The following is a 17,823-nucleotide window of genomic DNA, read 5'->3' on the forward strand; positions in this document are numbered from 1 at the left end:
TTCTGGAAATCGGCTGTCGCAATCTGCTATAGATGACGCACTAACGGCTCTACTGGTTCCGAAGTACCGCTTCGGAACCTGTTTTCTTTTGTGTGTGCGGAAGAGCAGCGCAGGGAGTGAAGGACAAGGCAAATGGTTGAAAAGGTACCGATGACACAGAACGGGTTCGTCAAGCTGCAGGAAGAACTGCGCTGGCGTCAGCAGGAAGAGCGCCCGCGAATCATCGAGGCTATTGCGGAAGCACGCGCCCATGGCGACCTTTCCGAAAATGCCGAGTACCATGCCGCCAAAGAAGCTCAGAGCCATAACGAAGGCCGCATCGGCGAACTCGAAGACCTGACCGCGCGCGCTGAAGTCATCGACCTCACCAAGATGTCCGGCTCGAAGATCAAGTTCGGCGCCAGAGTTAAACTCGTCGATGAAGACACCGAAGAAGAGAAGATCTATCAGATCGTCGGTGACCAGGAAGCCGATGTGAAGGCTGGCCGCATTTCGATCTCCTCCCCGATTGCCCGCGCCCTGATCGGCAAGGAAGTCGGCGACTCGATCGAAGTCAACGCACCCGGCGGCGCCAAGGGCTACGAAATCCTCTCCGTCACCTGGGGCTGATCGCCCGTGCGCGACCGCCAGTCAGCGCATGCGAGCGATCTTCAAGAGATCGAAATCATAGCGACGAATTTCAAACGCCGGCTCTCCGGCGTTACGTCTACGATCGTGCAGCTGATCCCAAAGCAGATCGAGCTAGGCTACCATATCGCTACGCTCGGCCCTGGCCTGCCTGAGGATTTGCCGAAGCTCGGCTGGCTCAGACTGCCGGGCCTCTGGATGCGGCCGCGCAGGCGACGCAGCCGCGTTTGGCATGCCCGCCGCAACAATGAAATGCTGGTGGGCCTGCTGTTGCGCTCGGTGCTGCGCATGCCGTTGAAGCTCGTTTTTACGTCTGCCGCCCAGCGTCGCCACAGCAACTATACTCGTTGGCTGATCAGGCGCATGGATGCCATCATCGCCACCAGCACCCGCTCAGGCAGCTTTCTCGAGGTGCCGCACACCGTCATCCAGCACGGCGTCGATCTCAACCGCTTTCACCCACCGGAAACGGCCGATGACCGCATGGCTGCGACGGGTCTACCAGGCACATATCTGATTGGCTGCTTCGGCCGCGTCCGCCATCAAAAGGGCACGGATCTCTTCGTCAAGGCGATGATCGAACTGCTGCCGCGCCATCCCGACTGGACGGCGATTGTCTGCGGTCGGGTAACAGCGGAGCATCGCGCTTTCGGCGACGAGCTCGAAAAAATGGTGGCTGCCGCCGGCCTTTCCGACCGGATTCGCTTTATGGGCGAGGTCGACGACATCAAGCCGTGGTACCGTCGAGCAGCGCTCTATGTCGCCCCCTCCCGCAATGAAGGCTTCGGCTTGACGCCGCTTGAAGCAATGGCCTCGCGCACCGCCGTCGTCGCCTCCGATGCAGGTGCTTATGCCGAGATGATCGTGCCGGGTGAAACCGGTACCGTCGTTCCCGCCGGGAACGGCGAAGCGCTGACAAAGGCTATTGCCTTCTATCTGGCCGATCCCGAGGAAACGCTCCGGCAAGGTGAGAATGCAGTGCGCCACGTACGCGCCGAATTTGCTCTGGAAAAGGAAGCGACGGCGATCGGTGACATCTACCATCGGATGCTCGCGACAAACGCGTAAGCCAGCCTATCAGCTACCGAGATCGATGTGGTTATGCTCGATGAAATCGATCATGGATCTGTCTTCAACCAGGTCTTCCTCGATGCTTTTGACGACGGATAAGACCTTCTCCCGGTATTTCGTCGCGCTGCTGTCGTAAACCCATCCACGGTCGAGTTTCGCCATCAGCTCCTGCCGGGATTTTGTATAGTAGTGATTAAGCTGCAGGAACTGGTTTGAGTAAAACTCAGGAGCTTTTCGGCCGCGACGAGAAAAACGCTTGCCAGCATCATTTGCTGTCAAATCGCCATGGGCACGCGTCTGAAACTGATGGACGCTGACCTCGGTCACTTCACATGGATCGACGATGCATTTGAAATTGCTGACATTTTCCTTTGATGTCATCGGATCGGCACCGCGCAGCGTATAGTTCAGTGTCAAAGGCCCGTCAGGAGGCACATCATGACCGCTCGTGGCGAACATGTGCCAAGGCAACGAGACATTCGGAAAATCAGCCACCGCCTTCAATGCATCTTCCAAAGTGCGCCCATGCCTCGGCAGCAGGAATTCATCGACGTCGATGAATGCCATCCATCGGTAATCGCCGCCGAAGTTCAGGATGGCATGCGCAAAGGTGATGACCTGACCGTTCAGCATCGTTCCGGTTGCCGCATCCCGCATCCGCCCGGCCCACGGGACGATCGTCAGTTCTTCTTCGCTCAGGAGGCCGCGCAGCAACGCGCACGTCTCATCGCTGGAACCGTTGTCATAGATATAGAAGTGACGAATGCCGACGGCCTGATGGAAGCGGATCCATTCCTTTATATAGAGCGCTTCATTCTTGACGCAGGCGGCGATGGCGATACCGTGCCGCCCTGCCCTCGGCGCTGGCGGGTCGATGCTTAGTTTCTTGGCATCGGAGCTTTTCGGTTTCAGCCAGCGCATGCGTTTCTTCCTGCAATTCCGGTTCGATATTGGCGAAGTCGCCGCAATCAGGGCCTAGCCTTTGCAAACCTGTCGTCGTAGCCGAAATCGTATTTCAGCAACGCTGAGATCGGCGAATAATTGATGAATGCCACGCCCCGCTCTGCAGCGATCTGTCTTGCAAAGACAAGGTGCTCGACGATGCGGCCCTCCGCACGGGCGATACCGGAAAAAGCCGTATCGTCGCCGGTCTCGTAAAATCTTGGTTCGCCGGCATTCGAGATGTCTATGCCGAGAAAACCAACGGACTGTTGCGCGCAGTACAATGCAAATTGCAACGCCGACACAGCGACGGATCCGCCGAGGAAAACACCGCGATCCGGCGAAAGCGAGAAGCCGGCCGAACCGGCCGCATCCAGACGCACATATTGAAGCTTCTTCAAATCGTCGAGCGAACGGCGACGCGCACCATAGGGCTTGCGGATATCATCGATCAGAATGATCGTCTTGTCCGAAAGCCATCCCTTGTCGATCTCACAGAGCGCCCGCAATACGGAGACCGAAAACAGGCAAAGCGAACCGGGCAATATCTTCCTTCGCATGGTTTCGATGTGTCGCCACACGAAACGCTCGTCCTCGACCGCGATGGCCAGCGGCTCTTCGATCTGCTCGCCAATCAGCCTGATTGCGCCATTGAGGAGTATGGCGCTGCGCGGTTCCATCTGGCTCAGATCGCAATCGCGGATCGATGGACCGGAACCGACAATATATATGGCATTCCCGCAGCGTTCCCGCAGCCGATCCATTCCCGCAAGGCTGGCGACCTTGGCGCCACGGTAGAGCACTTCGCTGATATTCTGGCTGCGGACGATGCTGAGCCCCGGATACCAATCCTGCACATGTGCCAGCGAACCGCCCAAAAACAGGCGCACACCGGACTTGATCAGTGATCGATGCCAGGGCCGATCCGCCATGCGCCTAAAGCTCCACCAGGCCGAGCTTCTTGACCTGCCGAATGGTCAGCATCGTGCGCACCGTGTCGACATGCTCGTTTGCCGTCAGGACTTCGATGACGAAATCCTGGAAGCGCGTCAGGTTTTCGGCAACGCAGTGCAATAGAAAATCGCTGTCGCCGGAAACCATCCATGCCTGCCTGACCAGCGGCCATGCCGAGGTCGCACCGGCGAATGCCTTGAGGTTCGCTTCCGACTGATGCTTGAGACCAACCATGCAGAATGCCACGAGATCAAAGCCCAGCTTCGGGCTGTTCAGCATGGCATGATAACCCTCGATAACGCCCGCTTCCTCAAGCTTGCGCACCCGGCGCAGGCATGGCGGCGCCGAGATGCCGACACGATCCGCGAGTTCGACGTTGGTCATGCGTCCGTCCCGCTGGAGTTCCCGCAGAATCTTGATATCGATGGCATCGAGCTCAGCGCGAAGCACTTTTATTGCCTTTCTTTAATTCCCCCTCGCCAGCTTCTATATAAGGCTGGAAAATACGCAAGAAAGTTTCTCTCGCGTAATTGATTCTTACACAAAGCAGATTTGCCCTGTGTGTAATGCAAGGCTGCCCTTGAATAAATGCATAAGGCAATCATAAATGGACCAGCGGAACGTGAAATCGCCTGCTTTGAGCGTTTGAAGCCGTGATTTCCCAAGCGCTGAAATTGAAAGGACTGACTATGCCTGCCCGCCACACGAAGGTGCTCATCATCGGCTCCGGCCCCGCCGGTTATACCGCAGCGGTTTATGCCGCGCGTGCGATGCTGCAGCCGGTTTTGATCGCAGGACTGGAACAGGGCGGCCAGCTGATGATCACGACTGATGTCGAGAACTATCCGGGCTTTGCCGATCCGATCCAGGGTCCGTGGCTGATGGAGCAGATGCTGCAGCAGGCTCAGCATGTCGGCGCAGAAATCGTCAACGATCTCGTGACCGAAGTCGACACCAGCAAGCGTCCTTTCGTTGCCCTTACCGATAGCGGCCAGGTCTGGACCGCCGACACTCTGATCATTGCCACCGGCGCGAAGGCGAAGTGGCTCGGCATCGAGAGCGAGCAGCATTTCCAGGGCTTCGGCGTATCAGCATGCGCCACCTGCGACGGTTTCTTCTATCGCAACAAGGATGTCATCGTGGTCGGCGGCGGCAACAGTGCCGTCGAGGAAGCGCTCTATCTGTCCAACATCACCAAGTCGGTGACGGTGGTGCATCGCCGCGACTCGTTCCGCGCGGAAAAGATCCTGCAGGAGCGCCTGTTCGCCAAGGCCAACGTCAAGGTGTTGTGGAACACCGAAGTGGCAGAGATCACCGGCACGCCGGCCAAGCCACCGATGCCACCGTCCGTGACCGGCGCGCGCCTGCGCGATGTGCGCAGCGGCGCCATCACCGAAACGCCCGTCGACGGTGTCTTCGTGGCCATCGGGCATGCACCGGCGACCGAACTTTTCAAGGGCAAGCTGAAACTCAAGGACAACGGCTATCTCTGGACCGCGCCCGATTCGACCGCGACCAACGTCGAAGGCATCTATGCCGCGGGCGACGTCACCGACGATACCTTCCGTCAGGCCATCACGGCCGCGGGAATGGGCTGCATGGCAGCGCTTGAGGCAGAACGTTACCTGACCGGGCACATGCCCGTCGCCGTGGCCGCGGAGTGATGCAGCCGATGAGGGGAAACGGCATGCCATTGGATTGGGACAAGCTGCGTATCTTTCACGCGGCTGCCGAGGCGGGTTCATTCACGCATGCGGCCGACAAATTGCATTTGTCCCAATCCGCCATCAGCCGGCAGGTCAGCGCTCTCGAGCAAGACGTCGGCATCAAGCTTTTTCACCGGCATGCGCGCGGTCTTATCCTGACCGAACAAGGTGAGCTGCTTTATCGCACCGCACACGATGTTCTGCTGAAGCTCGAAACGGTCAAGATGCAATTGACCGAAACGACCGACAAGCCGAGCGGCAAGCTGCGCGTCACGACGACGGTCGGCCTCGGCCAGGGCTGGCTCACCGACAAGATTCAGGAGTTCCTGCAGCTCTATCCCGACATGTCGATCCAGCTCATCCTCGACAACGAGGAGCTGGACGTGAACATGCGACATGCGGATTGCGCCATTCGTCTGCGCCAGCCGCAGCAGTCGGATCTGATCCAGCGCAAGCTCTTTACCGTGCACATGCACGTCTATGCTGCCCCCTCCTACATCAACCGCTACGGCGAACCGCAGTCGGTGGAGGACCTGGACGAGCATCGCATCATCAGCTTCGGCGAGCCGGCACCGAACTACCTGCTCGACGTCAATTGGCTGGAAATCGCCGGGCGCTCCTCCGACAACAAACGCGCTCCGCATCTGCAGATCAACAGCCAGACGTCGATCAAGCGCGCCTGCCTGCTGGGCATCGGCATCGCCGTGCTGCCGGACTACATTGTTGGTCGCGACCCCGGTCTCATTCAGCTCGCGATCAATGCTGACGTACCATCCTTCGACACTTATTTCTGCTATCCAGATGAAATGAAAAATGCGGCTAAGCTCAAGGTTTTCCGTGATTTTATCGTCGCGAAAGCCCGTAACTGGAATTTCTGACGAAGGTAAGTCACTGATAACCAACTCTTTTTGAGGCTAATATATCAGCTCCGCTTATTATGCATGGCTGATATGCACAAAACGGAGTTGAAGCCTGCCCATTTAACTACCATATCGCACATAGCTGATGCACATGGTGGCTTTTCCTCCCAGTTCCACCGCATTGGCTGTTCCCCTCTGGAGGTTTTTGACCTTCATACCTATAGGGCCCTGGTTCACTCCGGAGGCCCTTTTTTTTGCCCTTTTGCTGCCAGGCCTGCAAACGCATAACTGCCATGCACAAAAAAGCATTGCGCACTGCACAAATTAGCATCATAACGCACACAGCTGATGCACACGGTGGCTTTTCCTCCCAGTTCCACCGCATTGGCTGTTCCCCTCTGGAGGTTTTGACCTTCACACCTATAAGGGCCCTGGTTTACTCCGGTGGCCCTCTTTTTTTGCCCATTTTCTAAGCACTCATCTCGGCTGCCCTGCAGAAAATAATGTTCTGCGCCGATCTTGATATATCGGAATCGATCGATACATATATCGAAATTCTTCGATATTCATTTGGTGAACACCATGGACAAGAGCGAGATTCTGAAGGCCCTGGCCCATCCGGCACGGCTCGAAATCCTCAACCACCTGAAAGATCCGCAGGCCCATTTTCCGACACAGGAGCATCCGCTGGAACTCGGCGTCTGCGCCAGTCAGTTCGAACGCTGCGGCCTGTCGCAATCCACCGTCTCCGCTCACCTCAGCACATTGCACCGCGCCGGCCTGGTGACGACGCGACGTCTGGGTCAGTGGATCTTCTATAAGCGCAACGAGGAAACCATCGCTGAATTCCTCGCAGCCATGCAAAAGGAACTCTGAACATGCCGCTTGCGCTTCTTGTTCTCGCGCTCAGCTCGTTTGCCATCGGCACCACCGAATTCGTCATCATGGGCCTGCTGCCCGAGGTCGGTTTGGATCTTGGTGTCACCATCCCGCAGGCGGGCTGGCTGGTCACAGGCTATGCACTTGCCGTCGCGATCGGCGCACCGATCATGGCGGTGTCGACTGCCCATCTTCGCCGCCGCTCGGCGTTGATCATGCTGATGGGCTTCTTCATTCTCGGAAACCTTCTCTGCGCTGTCGCTCCCAATTACTGGATCCTGATGATCGCCCGTATCGTCACGGCACTTTGCCATGGCGCCTTCTTCGGCATCGGGTCGGTCGTTGCCGCAAGCCTTGTCCCCGAAGACCGTAAGGCCCGCGCCGTCGCGCTGATGTTTACTGGTTTGACGCTCGCCAACGTGCTCGGCGTTCCCCTCGGCACGGCATTCGGCCAGGCTTTCGGCTGGCGTGCTCCCTTCTGGATCGTCACGTTGCTTGGCGTCGCTTCGATCGCCGGCCTCGTCGCCGTCCTGCCGAAGAACGAAGAAAGGCCTGAGGGCAGCCTCGGCCGCGAAATCGCCGCGTTGCGTGGTCTCGGCCTCTGGCTGGCATTGCTCACCACCGTCTTCTTCTCGGCCGCCATGTTCGCGCTCTTCACCTATATCGCCCCGATGCTGCGCGACGTTACCGGCGTTTCGCCGCACACCGTCACCCTCACGCTGCTGTCGATCGGTGTCGGCCTGACCATCGGCAACCTGATCGGTGGCAAACTGGCGGACTGGCGCCTCGGCACGACGCTGGCCGGTGTGTTCCTGGCGATCGCAATCACCTCGGCGATCTTCAGCGTGACGATTCACTCCGTCATCGGCGCCGAGATCACTCTGTTCCTGTGGGCAGCTGCAGCCTTTGCCGCCGTACCTGCCCTGCAGATCAACGTCGTTGCCTTCGGCAAGGACGCCCCCAACCTCGTCTCGACCATCAATATCGGCGCATTCAACACGGGCAACGCACTCGGTGCCTGGATTGGCGGCGTTGTCATAGATGAGGGCTTCTCCCTGGCTCAGGTGCCGCTTGCCGGCTCCGCCATGGCGATCCTCGGCCTGGTGACCGTCTTGCTGACGTTCGCCGCCATACGTCCCAAGGGCGAGGCGCTCGCCTCTTCCTGATCTTTCTCCTCCCCCTCAAGAAAGGACCTGCCAATGACCAAATTGTTCGAACCGACGAAGCTTGGCGACATCGCACTTGCCAACCGCATCGTCATGGCACCGCTGACGCGCAATCGCTCGCCGAATGCCGTCCCGAATGAACTGAACGTCAAATACTATGCTCAGCGCGCAACCGCTGGCCTCATCATCACCGAGGCAACCGCCATCACCCATCAGGGTCAGGGCTATGCCGATGTTCCCGGCCTCTACACCAAGGAAGCGCTTGACGGCTGGAAGAAGGTGACAGACGCGGTGCACGCAAACGGCGGCAAGATCGTCGTGCAGATGTGGCATGTCGGCCGTATCTCCCACACGACCCTGCAGCCGAATGGCGGCAAGCCGGTCTCGTCGACCTCGAAGCGAGCTGCAACCTCGAAGACCTATCTTGTCAACAGCGACGGCACCGGCGGTTTTGCCGATGTTTCCGAGCCGCGTGCGCTTGAAGCTTCCGAAATCCCGGGCATTATCGAAGACTACCGCAAGGCTGCTCGCGCCGCGATCGACGCCGGTTTCGACGGTGTCGAAATCCATGGCGCCAACGGCTATCTGATCGACCAGTTCCTGCGTGGCGATATCAATGACCGCACCGACCAGTACGGCGGCTCGATCGAAAATCGCGCCCGCTTCCTGTTCGAAGTTGTCGATGCGGTCACCAAGGAAATTGGTGCGGGCCGCACGGCCATCCGCATCTCGCCCGTTACGCCATCGGGCGACGCCAGCGACCAGGCACCGCAGCAGCTGTTCACCTACGTCGTTGAAGGCCTGGCAAAATATGGCCTCGCCTATGTGCACGTGGTCGAAGGCCAGACCGGCGGCAAGCGCGACTTCCTGCCCTTCGATTACGACGCCCTGCACGCTGCCTACAAGGCTGCAGGCGGCACGGCCGGCTGGATGGTCAACAACGCCTATACCCGCGAGATGGCAATCGAAGCCGTCGACAGCGGCAAGGCTGATGTCGTTGCCTTCGGCAAGCCGTTCATTTCCAACCCGGACCTCGTTCACCGCCTGAAGGAAAATGCCCCGCTCGCAGCCTTCGACCAGACGACGCTCTATGGCGGCGGCCCGAAGGGTTATGCCGACTATCCGACGCTGGACGAAGCGGCCTGAGGCCTTAAGTCCCTGAAATTCTAGGATGAAAAAGCCCTCGCAGCCGATGTTGCGAGGGCTTTCTTATAAGGTCAGACGTCTCACGCAGTCTGCAGACAACCGATCGACGCCAGGCTGCTTCTGACCGCCTCATCGATCGGCGTATGCGGTTCCTCGCCGAGCACGGCCCGCAGCTTGTCGTTCCGCATCTCGAGCGGCACATCCCAGAGATAGCTCATTTCCCGCAGCTCGCGCATAAACGGCACGAAGGGAGCGGCAAGCGGCACTGTCCACCAGGGGAACGACCTTACCTTGATCTTATGGCCCACCACGCGCTGGACGGCTTCAACCATCTGGGTGCCGTCGCCATCCCAATGTCCGCGCATGTGATAGACGGCGAAGTTCGGAAGCTCGTCAGCTTTTTCGATCAGGCGGATCATCGTCTCGGCAACGTCAGGCAGATAGGCCCACTGATGGCCGAGGCCGCGCTTGCCCGGATAGGTCATCGAATTGACCGGCTTGCCGGGCGTGACCATGGCCTGCGAGAACCAGCTGTTGGCACGCGAACCACCGAAGAAATCGCCGGCCCGCACGATGATAACCGGAGTATTGCCCTGCTCTGCCGCGGCTTTCAGGCGGCGCTCCATCTGCACGCGGATCGCTCCTTTCCGGGTCTTCGGCCGCTGCACGCTGTCCTCGCTCACATTCGGGAAGACGTCAGGACCGAAATTATAGACCGTGCCGGGCAGCACGATGCGGGCGCCGACGGCCTTGGCCGCTGCAATGGTGTTGTCCAGCATCGGCAGCACGACTTGCGCCCAGTTGCGGTATCCGGGTGGGTTGACGCCATGCACGATGATTTCAGCACCCTGCGCCGCTTTCAACACGTCTGCAGCCTGCATGGCGTCGCCCTGTATCCATTCGAAATTCGGTTGGTGGCGCGCAGCTTCCGTCGCATCGCGATTAAGCGCGCGGATGTGCCAGCCACGACGGGCAAGCCCGTCGGCGACCGCGCCACCGATGCCGCCTGTTGCGCCGAGTATCAAGGCCGTCTTGGTATTTGCTGTCTGGTTGTTCATGGTCATCTCCATCGGTTTCGTTGGAATGACTATGCTTCGCACCGCGGATAAACGAAATTGCCGAAAAATCTGCAGATGATATACATAAATGTATGGCATTCAATTCTGAACCCAGCTGGGATTTCTATCGCACCTTCCTAGCCGTGCTGGAGCACGGCTCGCTGTCGGCTGCGGCACGCGAACTCGGCTTGACCCAACCGACCGTCGGCCGACATGTCGACGCTTTGGAGCAATCGGTCGGCGGCGAATTATTCACACGATCACAGCAGGGCCTGTTGCCGACCGATGCCGCCCTCGTTTTGAAACCTTACGCAGAAACGCTGGCGAGCACCGCCGCCGCTCTCCTGCGCGCCGCCTCCGGCGCAAACGACAAGGTGACCGGCACGGTTCGCATCAGCGCGAGCGAAGCCATCGGAATGGAGGTATTGCCGCCGACCCTTGCCAAGCTGCAGGCACAATATCCCGAATTGATCGTCGAGCTATCAGCCTCGGACCTCGTGGAAGATCTGCTGCAGCGAGAAGCCGATATCGCCGTACGCATGGTCGCCCCGGCGCAGGAGGCATTGCTCGCCCGGCATATCGGCATCATCAGCCTCGGCCTGTTCGCTCACACAAGCTATATAGAGCGCCACGGCAAGCCAAGAACGATAGACGAGCTGCACCGTGGGCACAGAATGATCGGGTTCGATCGCCAGACCGCCTATATCCGAACGATGCTGAAGCGCTATCCGTTCATGGAAGGCGTACCGCTCAATTTTCGCTCCGATCAGACTGCGGTGCTGCACAGCGCCCTGCGCGCCGGCGTCGGCATCGCTTTCCTCCAGACGCCGCTGGCAAGGCGCGACGCGAACCTCGTACGCGTCTTGCCGGAGATCGAAGTGTCGATCGACACCTGGATCGTCATGCACGAAAATCTCAAGACATCGCCACGCTGTCGTGTCACCTTCGACGCTCTCGTCGAGGGGTTGCTCGCCTATGTCAAGGATAACGCGCGGGAGCCATGATGGGATCGGCAGTTGAACTGGTGGCTTACGACCCGGCGTGGCCGCAGGATTTTGAACGCATCCGCGCCAAACTCGAGCGTTTGCTCACACCCTATCTCGTGGCGATCGAGCATATCGGTAGCACGTCCATTCCCGGCATCGCGGCAAAGCCGCTTGTCGATATCGACATCATCCTGCGCAGTTCTGCCGATATCGCCGCCGCAACGCGGATTCTGCTCGATCAAAACTACGAGCCGCGCGGCAATCGATATGATGACGATGTATGGGCGTTCATACTGCGCAACGGTAAACCGCCGGAGCGCGTCTATCTCTGCCCGCCCAACAATCGCACCCACGAGAAAAGAATAATCTTTCGCGACCATCTTCGCGCTCACCGGGCCGATGCCGAGGCTTATGTCAATTTGAAACTCGAGCTTGCCGAACTCCACCGGCATGACGGCGATCGTTACACCGCCGAAAAGCATCACTTCGTCGATGCGATCATCGAAAAGGCCGAGGGCATGCGACGGGCCTAGGCGCCGGGAGCCGTATCCACCGGCGGGAAATGCATCTGGCCGTCGATGACCTCCGTTTCAGGTCGGTCGCCGCCGTCGGCATATTCCTCATGCCACTTGCCGCCTTCGTCTTGCCAGCTGATCTCAGCCGAGTCACCACCGACCTGCTGCTCAGCCGCCACGATCCTGGCAGCCTCAACGGCCTCGGAATGTGTCGGAAACGCTTCGGAATAAACATCGCGGAAGCGATAGGCCCACCCACCGTCATGCGGCACGATTTCATAAACGACCTTGACCATTAAAACCTCCTTCTCATCTGCCAAGACCTGAGCACCCGGCGTTGCCGGCGGGCCGCGTGCATCTGAGACGGGTTTCGAGTATGCCGCGACATTTATGGGTTGGGCAGACACTAGCCCGCGCAGTATTTCATTAAACGACACGGACTGCAAATCTCGCCGCGCCCGTACAAGCTTGATGTGTGAAATCATTGATTTAGAGTGCAACCGTGAATCGGCGCAAAGGTGGGGAAACGTGGTTATAGCCAATTGGTTTAAGCAGGAAAAAGCGCTTCTGGTGGCCTTGGCGATCGCCATTGCCGCCTATCTCGGCGAGCATTCCGTGCTCGAGATGGGGCAGTCTGCATCGATGATTGCAGCAGCGGCGCTGATCGTCACGATCGTTCTTGCGTCGATGCGCGTCGCTCATCATGCCGAAACCCTCGCGGTCAAGGTCGGCGATCCCTACGGCACGATGATCCTGACGCTTGCTGCCGTCGCGGTCGAGGTCATCATTCTCGCGATCATGATGAGCGGCGAGAGTTCACCGACCCTGGTGCGCGACACGATCTATGCTGCCGTCATGCTCGACATCAACGGCATTCTAGGCCTTGCCGCCCTTCTCGGCGGGCTCAAGCATGGCGAACAGCCCTATAATGACGATTCCAGCCGCACCTACGGCGTCATGATCCTGACCGCCATGGGCATTTCGATGATCGTGCCGGAATTCATCCCCGAAGCGAAATGGCACTATTATTCCGCCTTCACCATCGTCGCGATGATCGCGCTCTACGCGCTGTTCCTGCGCATGCAGGTCGGTCGGCACAGTTACTTCTTCAGTTATAGCTATCCACGCGTAGAGAAGAAGCATGCGGCAGCTGAAGAGCACCACGACGAGGAATCCACGACGAACTCGATCTTCACCATCCTGATCGGCGTCGTCCTGATCGGCGCACTGGCTGAATTCATGTCTGCCTTCATGGATATCGGGCTGAAGGGTACAGGCGCACCGCCGGCAATCGCCGCGATCGTCGTCGCGGCCATCTCGGCAGCACCGGAAATCCTGACGGCGTTGCGCGCAGCCCTTCGAAATCGCATGCAGGCGACGGTCAACATCGCTCTAGGCGCCTCGCTATCGACAGTCATCCTGACGGTGCCGGTCATGGAGGCAATCGCGCTCTATACCGGCCAGCCATTCATCATGGCGATGTCGCCGGTGCAGACGGTCATGGTGATGATCACGCTGATCGTCGCTGCCATCAACCTCAACGACGGCGAAACCAACGCCATCGAGGGCATGACCCATTTCATCCTTTTCGCCACATTCATCATGCTGACCGTGCTCGGCCTTTGAGTCTGATTTCAATGCCTTGTGCCGACAAGCGGACTCAAATTGCGAGGCGCTTGAATCAGTCGATTAAGCGGAAATCATGAGCCCGAATAAAAAAAGCCCGCCGTCTCCGGCGGGCTTTCTATTGGATGGCGAAAGGTCGCTTACTTGCAGGCGCCGCAGAAGCGCTGGATGCGACGGCAAGCTTCTTCAAGCAGCTCTTCAGAAGTGGCGTAGGAGATACGGAAGTTCGGGCCGAGGCCGAACGCGGAGCCGTGAACGACAGCAACGCCTTCCGATTCCAACAGCTCGGATACGAAATCCTCGTCCGTTTCGATGACCTTGCCGGTCGGAGCCGTCTTACCGATCAGACCTGCGCAGGATGGATAGACGTAAAACGCACCTTCCGGAACCGGGCACGAAATGCCCTTTGCCTGGTTCAGCATCGAGACGACCAGATCGCGGCGGCCTTCGAAGATCTTCTTGTTCTGCGGAATGAAGTCCTGCGGACCGTTCAGCGCTTCAACGGCAGCCCACTGGGCAATCGAGGTTGCGCCGGACGTTTGCTGACCCTGGATCATGTCCATGGCCTTGATGAGTTGCAGCGGGCCGGCAGCATAGCCGATACGCCAACCGGTCATCGCATAGGCCTTCGAAACGCCGTTCATCGTCAGCGTGCGATCATAGAGGCTCGGCTCGACTTCGACCGGCGTGGCGAACTTGAACTCGCCATAGGTCAGGTGCTCGTACATGTCGTCGGTCAGGACCCAGACATGCGGATGCTTGACCAGCACGTCCGTCAGAGCCTTCAGTTCGGCATGCGTATAGGCGGCGCCCGACGGGTTGGACGGCGAGTTGAACATGAACCACTTGGTCTTCGGCGTGATCGCCTTCTCAAGATCGGCGGGCTGCAGCTTGAAGCTGTTGGCCTGGGTCGTCGCGACGAAAACCGGCGTGCCGCCGCACAGCGCCACCATTTCCGGGTAGGAAACCCAGTAAGGCGTCGGGATGATGACTTCGTCACCCGGGTTCAGCGTCGCCATGAAGGCGTTGAACAGGATCTGCTTGCCGCCCGTGCCGACAATGGTCTGCTCGGGAGCGTATTCGAGATTGTTCTCGCGCTTGAACTTGGCGGCGATAGCCTTCCGCAGTTCGGGGATGCCGGCGACCGGCGTGTACTTCGTCTCGCCGCGATTGATCGCGTCGATAGCGGCCTTCTTGATATTATCGGGCGTATCGAAATCGGGTTCACCGGCGCCGAGGCCGATCACGTCGCGTCCTTTTGCTTTCAGCTCGCGCGCTTTCTGAGAAACGGCGATGGTGGCAGAAGGCTTTACACGGGAAAGAGCGTCGGCAAGAAAGGCCATGGTGATCGGTCCTATTCGGTTGAAAATGGCAGAAAGCCTGTGGACCAGTTTTCTGCGCTAAGCTCTATGTCGAATATGGGCCGACGTTTCAAGCGCAAAGGCGTCACAGTGTCTTTATTTCATGGCTTTTGCGACCAGCCAGACAAGACTTTCTTACCCGGCTGGACGGCCATGACATTGCATCATCTGCCAGCGCTGCGCGAACTCAATCGCTCACAATTCAACGCTGATCGCCTACGCGAACTTGAATCACTGCACGAAGGATCTGAATCAAAATCTGAACTTCGTCGAGATATAAACGATAAAACAACGACTTAAATCACCCCTACTGGCTCGATAACCGGCCGGCACGCGCTGTTTATGGAAAGAGCCCGGCATTTGCAGAGGCTGTGGCGAGGCAGATGCGCCGTTACTTCGAGAACGGGAACACAAAGACGTTATCGGCCCAACCTTGAATGGCTAACCAATGCCCCCACCTTGCGAAGGTGAGACTTGGGGGAGTTGAGACGCATGCGCCCTGATAAGACGAGATCTGCCAAGACGGGATTTTCAATCGCTCTGATGGCCGGCGTTCTGCTGAGCGTAACCCCGGTGCTCGCCGCATCGGCGCAAACCATTAAGACGCAGAGGATTGACCTCAAGGTCGAAACGATTGCTGCCGGGCTCAATCATCCCTGGGCGGTGGAAGCGCTGCCCGACAGTGCCTATCTCGTGACCGAACGCCCCGGCCGCATGCGGCTTGTGCGCGACGGCAAGATCTCCGCTCCGCTTGCAGGCTTGCCCGATGTCTACGCGCGCGGACAGGGCGGCTTGCTCGACGTGGCGCTCGATCCGAAGTTTTCCAGCAACCGCACTCTCTACTTCACGGCTTCGATGGCAGGCGACGGGGGAAGCGGCACGGCCGTCTTTCGCGCCAAACTATCGCCCGACGAAAAGCAGCTGACGGATGTGACGCGGATTTTCCTGATGAACAAGCTGTCGCGCGGCAATATTCAATATGGCTCGCGCATCGCCGTCGCGCGCGATGGCAGCCTATTCGTCAGCTTCGGTGATCGCGGCGAGCAGGATCGCGCCCAGGATTTCCACGACGACGCCGGCTCCATCATTCACATCAACGCCGATGGCAGCATCCCCGCCGACAATCCTTTCAAGGACGGCAAGCGCGCCCTGCCGGAGATCTGGTCGAAGGGTCATCGCAATCCGCAAGGCATCACCTTCGACGGCGAAACCCATACGCTTTACACTGCCGAGCATGGCGCCAAGGGCGGCGACGAGATCAACACGCCCGAAGCCGGCAAGAATTACGGATGGCCGGTCATCTCCTACGGCGTCAATTACAACGGCACGAAGATCGGCGTCGGCACCACCAAACCGGGTATGGAGCAGCCGCGCTTCTATTGGGATCCCTCGATCGCACCCGGCGCCATCGTCGTTTATCGCGGCAAGATGTTCCCCGAATGGAATGGCGACTTCCTGGTAACGGCACTGAAATTTCAGCTTTTGTCCCGCCTCACCCGCGACGCCAATGGCAAGATCACGGAACAGGAACGCATGTTCGACGATAAATTCGGCCGCATGCGCGACATCACGGTCGCACCGGATGGAGCGCTTCTGATTACCACGGACGAAGACCAGGGAACCCTCCTTCGCGTTTCAAGAGCGACAGACTAGGCAGGTCGCCTGCGACGCCTTTCACCCTTGCTCCGGACTAAAGCAACTGCTAACGGTCGCGCCAACTCGTTCTCCCCTTCCCGCAGGATACTGATGTCTCGCATACAGGCGAATTTGTTGTTGTTGGTTGCCGCCGCAATATGGGGCGGCGGCTTCGTCGCACAGTCGACGGCAATGAAGTCGATCGGACCGTTCTGGTTCATCGGCCTGCGGTTCGCCGTTGCCACCATCGTCGTTCTGCCTTTCGTATGGATGGAGAATAAGAAGACGACGCAGCCGATGACCTCGCGCAACTGGGTTTCCTTCGTCCTGATCGGCGTTGCACTGTTTGGCGGCGCGGCAACGCAGCAGCTCGGACTTCTAACGACCACGGTTACCAATTCCAGCTTCATCACCGGTCTTTACGTCGTCTTCGTGCCGTTGATCGCGGTGATCTTCATGCGACGCTCGCCACATTGGATCATCTGGCCGGCTGCGCTGATGGCGCTCTGCGGCATCTATCTTCTGTCTGGCGGATCGTTCTCGCACCTGACGATTGGTGACTTTTTGACCGTCATCTGCGCCCTCTTCTGGGCCGCGCAGATCACGCTGGCAGGCTCCGCTGTCAACGAGACCGGACGGCCGCTTGGCATTTCCGCGACCCAGTTTGCCGTAACAGCGGTGCTTGCCCTTGCTGTTGCGATCGCGATCGAGCCGATCAGCATCTCCGTTATTCGCGCAGCCCTCGGCGAAATCCTCTATGTCGGCATCTTCTCGTCCGGCCTCGCCTTCGCTCTGCAAATCATCGGGCAGCGCTACACGACGGCGCCGCAAGCCGCCATTTTCCTTTCATCGGAAGCATTGTTCGGAGCATCGCTGGGCACGCTGCTGCTTGGCGAAACGATGGGACCTCTCGGTTACGCCGGCTGCGCACTGATGTTCAGCGCTATGCTTGCCGTCGAGCTCGTGCCGGAATTGGTGCGCCGGCGTGGCGCGGCCGCATGAAAAAGGCCTGAGATACGCGCTATAGCTGTCCGATTGTAACGGTTTTTGAAATTTTTTCGAACAATCCGAAACGAGCGTTCACAGCGCCAAATTTGGGAAAATTTCGCCAAAACTATATCGCGAGCGATGCAAAAACCTTAGAAACTAGTTTCAAAGTGGGAAAATTTGCGAATCGCATTAACACAGTCTCATTACTGTAGTGTGCACCTCGCGATACGTTAAAAAACTTTTGCTTGCCAATTTTCCATAAACACAGCACTCTCAATGCTGTTCGGGCATTTTAGAGCAT

The 17,823-nt window shown here is 58.6% G+C and carries 18 protein-coding genes; 12 read left to right on the top strand and 6 right to left on the bottom strand.

From position 1 onward, the window contains the following. The first annotated feature begins 132 nt into the window (after positions 1 to 132). Positions 133 to 609, top strand: coding sequence for a transcription elongation factor GreA (gene greA, locus HGP17_RS07530; protein WP_168807407.1), 477 nt, complete (start codon positions 133 to 135; stop codon positions 607 to 609). 6 nt (positions 610 to 615) lie between these two features. Continuing rightward, positions 616 to 1,695 carry a glycosyltransferase family 4 protein gene (locus tag HGP17_RS07535; protein ID WP_168807409.1) on the top strand — a complete coding sequence of 360 codons (1,080 nt, stop codon included), beginning with the start codon at positions 616 to 618 and terminating at the stop codon, positions 1,693 to 1,695. A 9-nt stretch (positions 1,696 to 1,704) separates the two neighbouring features. On the opposite strand, the gene HGP17_RS07540 is transcribed toward HGP17_RS07535, so the two are convergent. The 3 genes from HGP17_RS07540 to HGP17_RS07550 are packed head-to-tail and all read right to left on the bottom strand — an operon-like array spanning position 1,705 to position 4,044. Further along, entirely contained in the window at positions 1,705 to 2,619 is a 915-nt protein-coding gene (locus HGP17_RS07540) for a glycosyltransferase family 92 protein (protein WP_168807411.1), read from the bottom strand. A 47-nt stretch (positions 2,620 to 2,666) separates the two neighbouring features. Then, complete coding sequence (locus tag HGP17_RS07545) at positions 2,667 to 3,572, bottom strand: glycosyl transferase (protein ID WP_168807413.1); 906 nt, start codon at positions 3,570 to 3,572, stop codon at positions 2,667 to 2,669. A gap of 4 nt (positions 3,573 to 3,576) precedes the next feature. After that, on the bottom strand, positions 3,577 to 4,044 hold the full coding sequence (locus HGP17_RS07550) for an Lrp/AsnC family transcriptional regulator (RefSeq protein ID WP_168807415.1): 468 nt from the start codon (positions 4,042 to 4,044) through the stop codon (positions 3,577 to 3,579). Between the two features lie 239 nt (positions 4,045 to 4,283). Here HGP17_RS07550 and trxB point away from each other — a divergent pair, with 239 nt between their 5' ends. The 5 genes from trxB to HGP17_RS07575 all read left to right on the top strand — a co-directional run bounded on the left by trxB (position 4,284) and on the right by HGP17_RS07575 (position 9,351). Next, positions 4,284 to 5,258: a thioredoxin-disulfide reductase gene (gene trxB / locus HGP17_RS07555; RefSeq protein ID WP_168807417.1), complete on the top strand. Its 975-nt coding sequence runs from the start codon at positions 4,284 to 4,286 to the stop codon at positions 5,256 to 5,258. Positions 5,259 to 5,281: 23 nt separating this feature from the next. After that, entirely contained in the window at positions 5,282 to 6,178 is an 897-nt protein-coding gene (locus tag HGP17_RS07560) for a LysR family transcriptional regulator VtlR (RefSeq protein ID WP_015340580.1), read from the top strand. A gap of 564 nt (positions 6,179 to 6,742) precedes the next feature. Continuing rightward, positions 6,743 to 7,036 (top strand): metalloregulator ArsR/SmtB family transcription factor, encoded by a 294-nt coding sequence (locus HGP17_RS07565; protein ID WP_168807419.1) that lies wholly within the window; start codon positions 6,743 to 6,745, stop codon positions 7,034 to 7,036. A gap of 2 nt (positions 7,037 to 7,038) precedes the next feature. Continuing rightward, the gene (locus HGP17_RS07570) at positions 7,039 to 8,205 is read left to right on the top strand and encodes an MFS transporter (protein ID WP_168807421.1); all 1,167 of its coding nucleotides are present in this window, start codon (positions 7,039 to 7,041) and stop codon (positions 8,203 to 8,205) included. 33 nt (positions 8,206 to 8,238) lie between these two features. Next, a complete protein-coding gene (locus HGP17_RS07575) occupies positions 8,239 to 9,351 on the top strand; it encodes an alkene reductase (protein ID WP_168807423.1) in 1,113 nt (370 codons plus the stop codon). 80 nt (positions 9,352 to 9,431) lie between these two features. On the opposite strand, the gene HGP17_RS07580 is transcribed toward HGP17_RS07575, so the two are convergent. After that, a complete protein-coding gene (locus HGP17_RS07580) occupies positions 9,432 to 10,409 on the bottom strand; it encodes an SDR family oxidoreductase (protein ID WP_168807424.1) in 978 nt (325 codons plus the stop codon). 92 nt (positions 10,410 to 10,501) lie between these two features. Between HGP17_RS07580 and HGP17_RS07585 the strand changes: the two genes are divergently transcribed. Beyond that, positions 10,502 to 11,413, top strand: a complete 912-nt coding sequence (locus HGP17_RS07585; protein ID WP_168807425.1) for a LysR family transcriptional regulator — start codon at positions 10,502 to 10,504, stop codon at positions 11,411 to 11,413. Next, positions 11,413 to 11,928 carry a GrpB family protein gene (locus HGP17_RS07590; RefSeq protein ID WP_168807426.1) on the top strand — a complete coding sequence of 172 codons (516 nt, stop codon included), beginning with the start codon at positions 11,413 to 11,415 and terminating at the stop codon, positions 11,926 to 11,928. The genes HGP17_RS07585 and HGP17_RS07590 overlap by 1 nt, the downstream gene beginning before the upstream one ends. Here the strand turns inward: HGP17_RS07590 and HGP17_RS07595 are convergent. After that, complete coding sequence (locus tag HGP17_RS07595) at positions 11,925 to 12,206, bottom strand: DUF2188 domain-containing protein (protein WP_168807427.1); 282 nt, start codon at positions 12,204 to 12,206, stop codon at positions 11,925 to 11,927. The two genes, HGP17_RS07590 and HGP17_RS07595, sit on opposite strands and share 4 nt — an antisense overlap. Before the next feature lie 232 nt (positions 12,207 to 12,438). On the opposite strand from HGP17_RS07595, the gene HGP17_RS07600 reads away from it, so the two are divergent. Then, a complete protein-coding gene (locus tag HGP17_RS07600) occupies positions 12,439 to 13,536 on the top strand; it encodes a calcium:proton antiporter (protein WP_168807428.1) in 1,098 nt (365 codons plus the stop codon). Positions 13,537 to 13,676: 140 nt separating this feature from the next. On the opposite strand, the gene HGP17_RS07605 is transcribed toward HGP17_RS07600, so the two are convergent. Further along, positions 13,677 to 14,879, bottom strand: a complete 1,203-nt coding sequence (locus HGP17_RS07605; RefSeq protein ID WP_168807429.1) for a pyridoxal phosphate-dependent aminotransferase — start codon at positions 14,877 to 14,879, stop codon at positions 13,677 to 13,679. 561 nt (positions 14,880 to 15,440) lie between these two features. On the opposite strand from HGP17_RS07605, the gene HGP17_RS07610 reads away from it, so the two are divergent. Together HGP17_RS07610 and HGP17_RS07615 are read left to right on the top strand one after the other, a co-directional pair. Further along, on the top strand, positions 15,441 to 16,550 hold the full coding sequence (locus tag HGP17_RS07610) for a PQQ-dependent sugar dehydrogenase (RefSeq protein WP_246703993.1): 1,110 nt from the start codon (positions 15,441 to 15,443) through the stop codon (positions 16,548 to 16,550). 93 nt (positions 16,551 to 16,643) lie between these two features. After that, positions 16,644 to 17,534: a DMT family transporter gene (locus HGP17_RS07615; RefSeq protein ID WP_168807431.1), complete on the top strand. Its 891-nt coding sequence runs from the start codon at positions 16,644 to 16,646 to the stop codon at positions 17,532 to 17,534. Positions 17,535 to 17,823 lie beyond the last annotated feature (289 nt).

Source organism: Rhizobium sp. P38BS-XIX (genome assembly GCF_012641435.1).
GTDB lineage: Bacteria > Pseudomonadota > Alphaproteobacteria > Rhizobiales > Rhizobiaceae > Rhizobium.